Genomic DNA, 12,299 nt, shown 5'->3' with positions numbered 1-12,299 from the left:
TAGACCCGTACCGGCCGGTCACCTGCGGTGACGCGGCTCACGACCGGCCCGGGCTCAGCCCTGCGGGACCCGCCACAGCCACACGTCTTCCACCCGCTCGGGCGGGCCGAGCAGCGCGGTCACGGTCTGTCGGATCGCCTCCTCGTCGACCGACCACTTCGCCCCGTGTACCTCGTCGGCGAGCACGACCGTCTCGATCCGCCAGTGCCGCAGGTCGGCGCGGACCTCCTGGATGCTGCCCTCGGTGACGATCGGCACCAGCCCGGACCGGCCGGCCTGGTCCACCATGGCGCTGAACGGGCGCGGCGCCGGGCCGATCCGCCCCCGGCCGTCCGGGCCGCCGGGCCCGAGGAAGAAACCGGAGGGGATGGCGAACTCGCCCTGCCGGTGCGCCAACGCGTACGCCTGCCAGCGCTGCCCGTCGGGGTAGACGTCGAGCGTCAGCGGCACCGGGGTCAGCACCCCGCCGGGGGAGACGTACCCCCGCCAGGTCCCGGCGGTGATGAAGCGCGGGATCGGTTCGCGTTCGATGGTCAGCAGCGGGGTCGGCACCAGTGGCACCAGCGCCAGCGCGAACCCCGCCCACCAGGCCAGCCGCGCGGAGCGGCGCCGGGGTGGATCGGCGCGGAGCTGGTCGACGGTGTACGCGAGCAGCACCCCGATCACCGGCGCCACCACCAGCGCCAGCCGGGCGGGCAGGGCGGCGTTCATCACGGGCAGGTGCCCGAACAGGTCGAACGGCATCGGCAGGTCGAAGCGGCGGCCGTCGACCTTGGCCTCGGGGCCGAACGACAGCAGGGTGAAGACGACGGCGGTCACGCCCAGCGCCCAGAGTGTCGCCCGGCGTCCCGCGTCGGCCCGGCGCCAGAGTGCCACGAAGCAGGCGACGGTGAGCAGCAGCAGCGGGATGCCGAAGAACGAGTTCTCCTCGGTCGGGTTGGGTGCCAGCCGGGTGCCCAGCCCCACCTCTCCGGCCAGCGACCGGCGCGGGTACGCCCCGTACGCGACGACGTCCTCGGAGTGGATGACCGCGTCGAAGCCGGTGCCGTGGAAGCGCTGCGGACCGGCGAAGTGCAGCCACAGCGGGTACGCCAGCAGCACCCCCGCCACGACGGCGGTCACTCCGAGACCGCGGAGGAAGGCCGGCAGCACCGCGCGGGCCTCGGCGCGGTGGGCCGGGTGCAGCGCCCAGACGGCGACGAAGACGCCGAGCGCCAGCGCGGTGAAGAAGAGCCCCTCGGCGGCGATGGAGAAGGCGACGGCGACGAGCACGCCGAGGATCGCGCCGTCGCGCAGCGGGTGCCGGGAGCGGCGCAGCGCGAAGGTCCGCCAGAGCAGCAGCGGCACCAGCCAGCCCGCCGTCCAGTTCAGGTGGGCGTTGGCGTGCGAGACCATGCCGGGGGAGAAGCCGATGAACAGCCCGCCGACGGCGGCGGCGAGCGGGCTGCGGACCAGGTGCCGGGAGAGCAGCCAGTACCAGGCCAGCGCGGTGGCGGCCAGGTTGAGGGTGAGGATCACCAGGAACGTGGCCGGCGGCCCGATCAGGTACGTCAGCGGCGCGAAGACGACGGCGTAGACGGTGATCGAGGTGTTGACCGCGAGGTTGACCCCGTCGGGGACGTTGACCAGGTAGGTGAAGAGCGGGTTGTCACCGTGGGTCACCGCGTGGCCGCCGAAGGCCAGCAGCCATTCGAAGAGCGCCTGGTCGCTGGAGTTGACGGTGATGGCGCGGACGTTGGGGTCCTGCCACAGCCCGCTGGTCACCCAGCCGGCGAGCGCCAGCGCGACCAGCGCCACGACGAGGTCGGCCCGCCGGTGGCGGACGACGCGGGGCGGCGAGGCCGGCGAAGGCGCCAGGGACGGGGAGGTCGGCACGCAGCGGACGTTACCAACCGCACCGGGGCACGCCGGTCAGGACGCACATCCTTCCGACCTCGAATGTGTGAGCGTGCCCCATGTCACAACATCGACGCATCGACGTAACGTCGCGGCAATTCGCGGGTGACCCAGTTCACAACCCGTCCCCAGGAGGCCCCCGTGCGCCGCTCCCCGTCCCTGTCGACCCGGCTGACCGGTGCGGTCGCCGGGGTGATCCTCGCCGCCACCGCGGTGACGGCCGTCGCCGCCCCCGCCCAGGCCGCCACCCTCACTCAGGTCACCGGCTTCGGCTCGAACCCCGGCAACCTCACCATGTACGCGTACCGGCCGAACAACCTGCCGGCAGGCGCCCCGGCCGTCGTGCTGCTGCACGGCTGCACCCAGAACGCCGCCGGCTACTTCGCCAACTCCGGCTGGCAGAAGTTCGCCGACCAGTGGAAGTTCGCCCTGATCGTGCCCCAGCAGTCCAGCGCCAACCAGGCGTTGAGCTGCTTCAACTGGTTCGTCGAGCAGGACGTCACCCGGGGCTCGGGCGAGGCCCTGTCGATCCGGCAGATGGTCGAACACGCCAAAGACAACTACGGCACCGACGCCGGCCGGGTCTTCGTCAGCGGGCTCTCCGCCGGCGGGGGGATGAGCGCGGTCATGCTCGCCACCTACCCTGACGTCTTCGCGGCCGGCTCGGTCGTCGCCGGCCTGCCGTACCGCTGCGCGCCGCCCGCCGCCACCAGCACCTGCCAGTACAGCGGGGTGAACAAGACCCCGCAGGAGTGGGGCAACCTGGTCCGGGCCGCGTACCCCGGGCACACCGGCCCGCGCCCGCGCGTCGCGATCTGGCACGGCACGTCCGACTCCACCGTCGTGCCCGCCAACGCCACCGAGCTGCGCGACCAGTGGACCAACGTCCGCGGCGTGTCGCAGACCCCCACCAGCACCGCGTCGCTGCCCGCCAACACCAGCCTCGAGGTGTACGGCAACGACGACGTCCGCCTCTACCGGGTCGCCGGCATGGGCCACGGCACCCCGGTCGACCCGGGACCGGCGGCCGACCAGTGCGGCACCGCCGCCGCCTACCTCCTGGACACGATCTGCTCGGCGTACCACGACGCGGTCTTCTTCGGCCTGAACGGCGGGACGACTCCCAGCCCCACCCCGACGGCGACCCCCACCGCCTCCCCGACCGCCTCGCCGACGCCGAGCCCCACCGTTTCTCCGACGGCGAGCCCGACGACGCCGACCTGCGTGACCGCCAGCAACTACGCGCACGTCGTCGCCGGGCGGGCCCACCATTCCGGCGGCTACGCCTACGCCAACGGCTCGAACCAGCGGATGGGCCTCTACAACACCTTCTACACCAGCACCCTCAGGCAGACCGGCCCCGACCACTGGGTGATCGGCTGCTGACCGGCACCTGCGCCAGCCGCCCGGCCAGCCGGTGATCCCCCGGCCGCCGTGGCTAGTCGGCGAGGGCGGCGTGCAGGGCGGTGGCCAGGTCGGCGTGGCGGTAGGTGAAGCCGGCCTCGGTGAGCACCCCCGGCAGGACGCGGGCGCTGGTCAGCGCCTCGTGGGCGAAGCCGCCGAGCGCCACCTTCAGCGCCAGCGCCGGGATGGGGAAGATCGCCGGCCGGTGCAGCTGCCGGGCCAGCTCGCGGGTGAACTCGGCGTTGGTCACCGGGGCCGGTCCGACCACGTTGACCGGCCCCACGACGTCGTCGCGGCCCAGCAGGAACGGCACGGTGCCCAGCCAGTCCACCATCGAGATCCACGGCAGCCACTGCCGGCCGCTGCCGAGCCGGCCGGCGATCCCCAGCTTGAACGGCAGCAGTTGCGGCTTGAGCAGGCCGCCGTCGCGGTGCAGGGGCAGTCCGGTGCGCAGCCGCACGACGCGTACGCCCGCGTCCTCGGCCGGCCGGGTCGCGGCCTCCCAGACCCGGCAGACATCGGCCAGGAAGCCCTCGCCCGCCGGGGCGTCCTCCTCGACCGCCCGGTCACCGGTGTTGCCGTACCAGCCGACCGCCGAGGCGTTGAGCAGCGCCCTCGGCCGGTCGCCCTGCGGCAGGCCGGCGATGGTGATCGCCAGCGTGGTGGTGGTGTCGACCCGGCTGGACCGGATCAGCTGCCGGTACCCGTCGTTCCACCGTTTGTCGCCCACGCCCGCGCCGGCCAGGTTGACCACCGCGTCCGCCTCCGCCACCACCGCCGGGTCGAGCTGGGCGGCGGACGGGTTCCACTGCCGCTCGTCGGGGGTGCGTGGCGGCCGGCGGACCAGCCGGGTGACCTGGTGCCCGTCCGCCCTGAGTCGGTCGACCAGCCGGGTGCCGAGGAAGCCGGACGCGCCGGCCATGAGGATCCGCATGCTCATATCTTCGGGTACGGCGCGGACCAGGCCGTGTCGAGCGGTGCGAGTCACCCGCCTGCCCCCGTCGACCGGCGGGAGATAGCCCAGCCGAGGAAGCGGGCAAAGAGCTGCTCCGGCGTCGGCCCGTCGTGCGGATTCAGCCGGTGCAGTTCGCCGGCCGCGTCGTGCAGCAGCCCGCCAAGGTAGACGAGCAGCGCCACCCGGTCGTGCGGGTGTTCGCGGAGCAGGACGAGCCGGGCCGGCGCGCAGGGCCACGACGCGGCGCATTTCCGGCAGAGCCAGAGCGGGTACGCACCCACCGCTGCCCGTGACCACCACCCATTCCGCGCGACCTCCTGACAAAAATATTCCGGGCCGGGATCCCTGCCAGGGCAGCAAGCGGGCTCCCGGCCACCGCCGTCATCGTCGACAATGGTCACCGTGGCCACTTCCACGACGCCGGAAACCCAGACGCCGGGCGGGAAGCACCCGGCGACGCCCACACCCGGCCCCCGCGCCACCGGCCCGTGGCTGGTCGCCGGGGCGGTCACCGTGGTCCTGCTGGCACTGGCACCACGCTACGGCTACCACCGCGACGAGCTGTACTTCCTGCTCGCCGGCCGCCACCTCGACTGGGGGTACGTCGACCAGGGGCCCCTGGCACCCGTCCTGGCCCGGCTGGCCGACACGGTGGCACCCGGCAGCCTGCTCGCCCTGCGTACCCCGTCGGCACTGATGGGCGGCGGCGCGGTGCTGCTGGTCGCGGCGATCGCCCGGCAGTTCGGCGCCGGCCGGGTCGCCCAGACGCTCGCCGCACTGCTGGGCGGCACGTCGGGCATCGTCCTGGCCAGCGGTCACCTGCTCAGCACCACCACCGTCGACCTGCTGGTCTGGCTGGCCGCCGCGCTGTTCGTGGTACGGCTGCTGCGCACCGGGGACACCCGCTGGGCGCTGGCGGTCGCCGCGGTGCTCGGCGCCGGCATGTTCAACAAGCTGCTGCCCGCGTTGCTCGGCGTGGGGTTGCTGGCCGGGCTGGCGATCGCCGGGCCGCGCCGGCTGCTGCGGGACCGCTGGGTGCTGCTGGCTGCCGGCGTCTTCGTCCTGCTCGCCGCCCCCACCCTGATCTGGCAGGCGACGCACGGGTTCCCCCAGTTGTCGGTCACGGCGGCGATCTCTGGTGGTGACAGCTCCTACAGCGGCCGACTCGACGCGCTGTTCCTCCAGTTCGTGATCATCAGCCCGTTCGTGGTGCCGGTCTGGGTGGCCGGCCTCGTCGCGCTGCTGCGCCGGGCCGAATGGCGGGCCTACCGCGCGCTCGGCTGGGCCTGGCTGGTGGTCGTCGCCACCGTCCTGCTGGCCGGAGGCAAGGGCTACTACGACGCACCGCTGCTGCTGGTGCTCACCGCCGCCGGTGCGGTGGTCACCGCCGGCTGGATGGCCCGAAGCCGGCCACGACGGGCGCTACCGGCGGCCGTCGTGCTGCTCACCGCCGCCAGCAACGGCGTCCTGCTGCTGCCCACGCTGCCGGCCGACCGGCTGCCCGACTTCGTCGTGGCCGTCAACTACGACGCCGGCGAGACGATCGGCTGGCCGGCGTTCGCCGACTCGCTCGCCGCCGTGCACCGCCAGCTGCCGGCCGACGAACAGGCCCGGGCCGTCATCCTCACCGGCAACTACGGCGAGGCGGGCGCCGTCGCCCGCTACGGCCCCGCACGCGGGCTGCCCGCCGCGTACTCCGGGCACAACAGCATGGCCGACTTCGGTCGGCCGCCAGACGGCGCCGACGTGGCGATCGCCGTCGGGTGGCAGCGGCCGGACCGGCTGCGGGCCTGGTTCACCGAGGTCACGCTGGCCGGGCGGGTGGACCAACGGGTCGACGTGGACAACGACGAGAACGGCGGCCCGATCTGGCTGTGCCGCGGCCTGCGCCGCCCGTGGACCGACATCTGGGAGACCGAGGTGCGTCACGCCGGGTGACCGGAAGCCGCGCCGAGGGACACGGTCGGCTACGACTCGGCCACCACCCGCAACCTGCTCGCGGGAGCTACGAACGCACCGAGAAAGTCATCCAGGCGTCCGACCGACTGACCGGGCCGACCCGTAGCGAACGGCAGTCGCTCAGTCGGCGGCCACGCGGGGCAGGACCGGCGTGAGCGGGTCCAGCGCGTCCTTGCGTACGACGAAGCGGGTGACGCCCCAGCGGCGCCGGTGCGCGGCGACCGCCGCGACGATCTCGTCCTCGGTGCCGATCAGCACGAACGGCGTCGCGAGCAGCTCGGCGACGCTCAGGCCGGTGTCCTCGGCGATCGGCGCGGCGGCGGCCCCGGCATCGTCGGTGACGACGACGTGCTGCACGAGGGCCTCCAGCACCGGCGGCTCGGACCGCCCGGCAGCACCGGTGGCGACGCACTCGAGCTGCTTCTCGATGTCCGCCTCGCGCCAGCGCACCTCGTGCGCGTAGCCGTCGGGGAGCGTACGCCCCAGGCCGGACAGCCCGACCACGTCGGCGTGCGCGCCGGCCCAGCGCAGCATCGCGGAGTTCGCCGTGCCGAGGGTGAACGGGATCCGCCGCTGCACCGGACGTGGCTTGTCCAGCCGCGCGCCCCGCACGACCAGGTCGGGGGAGTCGACGGTCACCTCCTCGCCGTCGAGCAGGGCGCGGACGGCCTCGGCCACGGCCAGGCAGCGGCGTACCCGACCGGCCACGTCGGGGCGCTCCCGGCCGACCGCGAGCCACTCGGCCGGGGTGTGGCCGGCACCGAGACCGAACCGGGCCCGCCCGCCGGAGAGCAGGTCGAGGGAGGCCACGTCCGAGGCGAGCAGCATCGGTTCGCGGACGCCGGCGTTGGAGACGTACGAGCCCAGGCCGATCCGCTCGGTCACCGCCGCGGCGGCGGCCAGGGCGACGAACGGGGACGCCGCCGCGCCGGGATGGTCGGCTGTGGAGAGCGCGTCGAAGCCGGCGCCCTCGGCCCGCCGGGCCAGGTCCAGCCAGCTCGGGCCGTCGGACGGGGTCGCCTGGAGGGTGAAGGTCGCCATGCGCCCACCCTGCCGGCCACGGGCCCGCCGACCAAGCCCGACGGCGGCGATTCTGCTACCGGCAGACCCCGAACGGTCCGCGGCGGACCAGCCCCCAGGCATGGGTCAGGAGGCCGGTCGTCTCGCCGAGGAACTCGCCCCCGGCCGCGGGGCGTCACGTCGACGGCTCGTCCCGGGCGGGCTCACGCCAGCGGGCCCGCCAGGCGGCCTCGTGTGCCTCGTGACTGGTCTTCTCCTCGAAGACCAGTTCGCGTAGCGCGCGCCGGGAGTCCGCCATGACCACCGCCTCGACCGCCACCAGCCCGACGCAGATGACGGTGAGCAGGGCGAGGGCGGCCAGCCCCGGCAGCCGTTGGCCGGCCGGGATGGCGGCGGCGAGCAGGAGCACCGTGCCGACCCTGGTCCAGGAGACGGTGCGCAGGGTGCGCAGCTGGAACAGCATGTTCGAGCACAGGTAGCCGATCACCCCGCCGAAGAGCAGCAGGACACCGGGGCCGTGCGTCGGGTCCGCGACCGGCACGTCGGGATCGGCGACCTGGTGCACGACTTCCTCGGCGCCGAGGGCGAACAGGATGATCCCGGCGATCATCGGCAGGTGGAGGTACGCGTACGCGTCCCGGGCCATGGAGACCCGGGGCCGGCCCTCGGCCGCGTGCAGGGCGATCCGGGCGGCCGGTGCGATCACGTCGTAGTGCGCCCACCAGAGGGCCGCCGTGACGAAGATGCCGAGCGCCGCCGCGGCGACCGCCGACCACGTCGGGGCCTGGCCGAGCAGGTTGCTGCCGACGCCGACGGAGATCACCGACTCGCCCAGGGCGATGATCAGGATGAGGTCGTAGCGTTCCGTCCAGTGTTCGGCGGAGGTCACCGTCCAGCCCCAGGCGCCGGCGAGGAGGCCCATGCCGTACTGGAGCAGGACGACGCTGACCCAGAGCCCGTCGCGCAGCATCGCGGCCCGGGCCGGGTCGTCGATCTGCGGCGGGACCAGCGCGGCGGCCGTGAGCAGCAGGGTGCTGATCGTCACCTCCGGGGAGTACTTCAGTAGCATCCGGCGTTCGCCGGGCTTTTCCCGCGCGATGTGCCAGTACAGCGCCAGGTGCACGCCCCGGATCACCACGTAGCTGAGCGCGACCACCATCGGTCCGGCGGCCACGTCGGTCGCGTCGCTGAACGCCTGGGGAAGGGAGACCGCGAAGCAGAACAGCGCCGCCATGCCGATGACCATCAGCACCGGGACGAAGCCCTCACCGAGCCGGACGCGGGTGGCGACCACGCAGTGCACCACCCAGCACCACCAGAGCACGGCGAGCACGAGCAGGGCGTGCCCCAGTCGCCAACCGGAGATGTCGGCGGCGGTGGTCCGGGTGATGATGAAGAACGAGAAGACGAAGACCAGGTCGAAGAAGACCTCGAACCGGTCGACCCGGGCGCCGGGGGCGATCGAGACGGCCGGTCCCAGCCGCTCGCGCCACCGGATGCCACCCACCTTTTCCACTCTGGCAGCGCACTGCTGCGGCCGGGCCGGAATCGGGTCAGCCCGACGGCGGGCAGCCCGGCCGGGCACGTTCCGCGGCGGACGGGCCGGACGGCGAAGGGCGCCCCGATCGGTGACCGGGGCGCCCTTCGTGCCGTACGCGGGGAACTACAGGCCGAGCTCCGCCTCGAAGCTGCCCGACTCCAGCCGCTCCTTGATCGCGACCAGGAAGCGGGCGGCGTCCGCGCCGTCGATGATCCGGTGGTCGTACGACAGGGCCAGGTAGACCATCGACCGGACGGCGACGACCTCGCCCAGCTCCGGGTCGTTGACCACGACCGGCCGCTTGACCACGGCACCCGTGCCGAGCATCGCCGACTGCGGCGACGGCACGATCGGGGTGTCGAAGAGGGCGCCCCGGCTGCCGGTGTTGGTCAGCGTGAAGGTCGCCCCGGCCAGCTCGTCCGGGCTGATCTTGTTGGTCCGGGTCCGCTCGGCCAGGTCGGCGATCCGCTTGGCGATGCCGCCCAGGTTGAGGTCACCGGCACCGTGGATCACCGGCACCATCAGGCCGCGCTCGGTGTCCACGGCGATGCCGAGGTGCTCCGAGGCCGGGTAGGTGATCGTGCCGGCGCCGAGGTCCATGCTGGCGTTGACGATCGGGTACGCCTGGAGCGCCTCGATCGCGGCCAGGGCGAAGAACGGCAGGAACGACAGCTTCACGCCGTGCCGCTGCTGGAACGACTCCTTCGCCTGGGCCCGCAGCTTGGCGACCTTGGTGACGTCCACCTCGACCACCGTGGTCAGCTGCGCCATCTCGTGCAGCGACTCGTGCATCCGCTTGGCGATGACCGCGCGGATCCGGGGCAGCTTCTCGGTGCTGCCGCGCTTCGGGCTCGGCTGCGGCTTGGCGGCCGGCTTGGCCGGGGCCGCCGCGGCGGCGGGCTGCTGCGCCGGGGCCGGCGCGGCCTTGGCCGCCTTCGCCTTCTCCGCCGCCTCCAGCACGTCCTGCTTGCGGATCCGGCCGCCGACGCCGGTGCCGTTGACCGAGGAGAGGTCGACGCCGTGCTCGCTGGCCAGCTTGCGCACCAGCGGGGTCACGTAGCCGGCGGCCTCCTCGCCGCCCTGGGCGGGCGCCGACGGGCGCTGTGGGGCCGACGGCACAGCCTTCTGCTCGGCCTGCGCGGGCTGCGCCGAGGTCTCGGCCTCCGCCGACGGCTCGTTGTACGAAACGCCCGGGGTCGGCTCCTCGACCTTGGGCTCCGGCTTCGGCTCGGGCTTCGCCTCTGCCTTCGGCTCCGGCTTCGGCTCGGCCTTGGGCTCCGGCTTCGCCGGGGCGCCGCCGGCGGCACCGATCACCGCCAGGTCGGCGCCGACCGCGGCGGTCTCGTCCTCGGCGACCTTGATCTCCAGGACAGTGCCGGCCACCGGCGACGGGATCTCGGTGTCGACCTTGTCGGTGGAGACCTCCAACAGCGGCTCGTCCACCTCGATGGTGTCGCCGACCTGCTTGAGCCAGCGGGTGACCGTACCCTCGGTGACGCTTTCGCCGAGGGCCGGCATCTTGACCGGGGTGCCCTCGCCCGACGGCGCCGACGGGGCCTGCGCCGGCGGCTCCTCGACGGCCGGCTGCTCCGCCTCGGCCTGCGGCTCCTCGGCGGCCTCGGCGGCCTCCTCGGCCGGCTCCTCCTGCTGCGGGGCCGCCTCGCCGCCGCCGGCGGACTCGCCCTCGCCCGCGATTACGGCAAGCTCGCTGCCGACCTCGGCGGTCTCGTCCTCGCCGACCACGATCCGGCTCAGCACGCCCGCCGCCGGGGACGGGATCTCGGTGTCGACCTTGTCGGTCGACACCTCGAGCAGGGGCTCGTCGACCTCGACGGTGTCGCCCTCCTGCTTGAGCCAGCGCGTGACGGTGCCCTCGGTGACGCTCTCACCGAGCCGGGGCATGGTGACCGATACCGGCATCTTCAAAGACTCCTTCATTCCCCTGGTGGGATCATCGCCCGTCGCCGGACGCCGCGGTTTTCGTGATCAGGCGTGTGCGTGCAGCGGCTTGCCGGCGAGCGCCAGGTGCGCCTCGCCCAGTGCCTCGTTCTGCGTCGGGTGGGCGTGCACGAGCTGCGCCACCTCGGCCGGGTACGCCTCCCAGTTGTAGATGAGCTGCGCCTCGCCGACCATCTCGCCGACCCGGGCGCCGACCATGTGCACGCCGACGACGGGGCCGTCCTCCACCCGGACGAGCTTGACGAAGCCGGCCGTCTTGAGGATCTGGCTCTTGCCGTTGCCGCCCAGGTTGTAGTTGTAGCTCTTGACCTTGTCGGCGCCGTACTGCTCCTTGGCCTTCGCCTCGGTCAGGCCGACGGAGGCCAGCTCCGGGTCGGAGTAGGTGACCCGGGGGATGCCGGCCTCGTCGATGACGGCCGGGTTCTGGCCGGCGATCTCCTCGGCGACGAAGATGCCCTGCTGGAAGCCCCGGTGGGCGAGCTGGAGGCCGGGCACGATGTCGCCGACCGCGTAGACGTTCGGCACGCTGGTGCGCAGCCGCTCGTCGGTCAGCACGTAGCCGCGGTCCATCTTGACGCCCTGCTGCTCGTAGCCGAGGTCGGCGGTGTTCGGGCCGCGGCCGACGGCGACCAGCAGCAGCTCCGCCTCGATGGTCTCGCCGCCGGCGATGGTGACCTTGACGCCCTTGTCGGTCTTCTCGACCTTCTCGAACGGCTTGCCGACCTTGAAGTTGATCTTCCGCTTGCGGAACGCCCGCTCCAGCGCCTTCGAGGACTCCTCGTCCTCGGCCGCGACCAACCGGGGGAGCGCCTCGATGATCGTGACGTCCACCCCGAAGGACTTCCACACGCTGGCGAACTCGACACCGATCACGCCGCCGCCGAGCACGATCGCCGAGGCCGGGACCCGGTCGAGCGTGAGGGCGTGGTCACTGGTGATCACCCGCTCGCCGTCGACCTCCAGGCCGGGCAGGCTCTTGGCGTACGAGCCGGAGGCCAGCACGACGTTGCGGCCGGTGTAGCGCTTGCCGTCGACCTCGACGACGTTCTTGCCGACCAGCTTGCCGTGGCCCTCGACGATGGTGATCGCCTTGTTGCCCTTGAGCATGCCCTGCAGGCCCTTGTAGAGCCGGGAGACCACGCCGTCCTTGTACGAGTTGACCGCCGCCATGTCGATGCCCACCAGCTCGGCCTTGACACCGAACTGCTCCGACTCGCGGGTCTGGTCGGCGATCTCGGCCGCGTGCAGCAGCGCCTTGGTCGGGATGCAGCCGTTGTGCAGGCAGGTCCCGCCGAGCTTGCCCTTCTCGACCAGCGCGACCGTCAGGCCCAGCTGGACGGCGCGCAGGGCGGTCGCGTAGCCGCCGCTGCCACCTCCGAGGATGACGATGTCGAAGGTTGCGTCGTTCGGCTCGCTCACGTCCAACTCCCAGGTCGCGTCGCTGCTTCGGGGGTCACGGAGGGGCAACACGGGCACACCCCACCTCGGTCATCTTGTCACCACCGCCCGCCGCCCGCGTACTGAGGTGCCCAACGACACGTCCGTGGCACGTACGCTTGGCACCTG

The 12,299-nt window shown here is 73.1% G+C and carries 9 protein-coding genes; 2 read left to right on the top strand and 7 right to left on the bottom strand.

Features of this window, described 5'->3' with window-relative positions; translation table 11 throughout:
* Positions 1-54 precede the first annotated feature (54 nt).
* On the bottom strand, positions 55-1,875 hold the full coding sequence (locus tag AB0D32_RS28275; protein WP_357096701.1) for a DUF2079 domain-containing protein: 1,821 nt from the start codon (positions 1,873-1,875) through the stop codon (positions 55-57).
* Positions 1,876-2,037: 162 nt separating this feature from the next.
* Here AB0D32_RS28275 and AB0D32_RS28270 point away from each other — a divergent pair, with 162 nt between their 5' ends.
* A complete protein-coding gene (locus AB0D32_RS28270; RefSeq protein ID WP_357096699.1) occupies positions 2,038-3,282 on the top strand; it encodes a PHB depolymerase family esterase in 1,245 nt (414 codons plus the stop codon).
* Between the two features lie 52 nt (positions 3,283-3,334).
* On the opposite strand, the gene AB0D32_RS28265 is transcribed toward AB0D32_RS28270, so the two are convergent.
* Together AB0D32_RS28265 and AB0D32_RS28260 are read right to left on the bottom strand one after the other, a co-directional pair.
* A complete protein-coding gene (locus AB0D32_RS28265; RefSeq protein ID WP_357096696.1) occupies positions 3,335-4,234 on the bottom strand; it encodes a TIGR01777 family oxidoreductase in 900 nt (299 codons plus the stop codon).
* 50 nt (positions 4,235-4,284) lie between these two features.
* The gene (locus AB0D32_RS28260; protein ID WP_357096693.1) at positions 4,285-4,536 is read right to left on the bottom strand and encodes a hypothetical protein; all 252 of its coding nucleotides are present in this window, start codon (positions 4,534-4,536) and stop codon (positions 4,285-4,287) included.
* Positions 4,537-4,648: 112 nt separating this feature from the next.
* On the opposite strand from AB0D32_RS28260, the gene AB0D32_RS28255 reads away from it, so the two are divergent.
* Positions 4,649-6,193: a glycosyltransferase family 39 protein gene (locus tag AB0D32_RS28255; protein WP_357096690.1), complete on the top strand. Its 1,545-nt coding sequence runs from the start codon at positions 4,649-4,651 to the stop codon at positions 6,191-6,193.
* A 141-nt stretch (positions 6,194-6,334) separates the two neighbouring features.
* Here the strand turns inward: AB0D32_RS28255 and AB0D32_RS28250 are convergent, their stop codons facing one another.
* The 4 genes from AB0D32_RS28250 to lpdA all read right to left on the bottom strand — a co-directional run bounded on the left by AB0D32_RS28250 (position 6,335) and on the right by lpdA (position 12,152).
* Positions 6,335-7,255 (bottom strand): LLM class flavin-dependent oxidoreductase, encoded by a 921-nt coding sequence (locus tag AB0D32_RS28250; protein ID WP_357096687.1) that lies wholly within the window; start codon positions 7,253-7,255, stop codon positions 6,335-6,337.
* Between the two features lie 154 nt (positions 7,256-7,409).
* Entirely contained in the window at positions 7,410-8,741 is a 1,332-nt protein-coding gene (locus tag AB0D32_RS28245) for a low temperature requirement protein A (protein ID WP_357096685.1), read from the bottom strand.
* Positions 8,742-8,897: 156 nt separating this feature from the next.
* Positions 8,898-10,694: a 2-oxoglutarate dehydrogenase, E2 component, dihydrolipoamide succinyltransferase gene (gene sucB, locus AB0D32_RS28240; protein WP_357096682.1), complete on the bottom strand. Its 1,797-nt coding sequence runs from the start codon at positions 10,692-10,694 to the stop codon at positions 8,898-8,900.
* A 66-nt stretch (positions 10,695-10,760) separates the two neighbouring features.
* Positions 10,761-12,152: a dihydrolipoyl dehydrogenase gene (lpdA, locus tag AB0D32_RS28235; protein ID WP_357096680.1), complete on the bottom strand. Its 1,392-nt coding sequence runs from the start codon at positions 12,150-12,152 to the stop codon at positions 10,761-10,763.
* Positions 12,153-12,299: the final 147 nt, after the last annotated feature.

The sequence above is a fragment of the Micromonospora sp. NPDC048170 genome, assembly GCF_040652795.1.
GTDB lineage: Bacteria > Actinomycetota > Actinomycetes > Mycobacteriales > Micromonosporaceae > Micromonospora.
The sequence above is the reverse complement of the archived record's forward strand: the minus strand, read 5'-3'. Positions and strand labels throughout refer to the sequence as shown.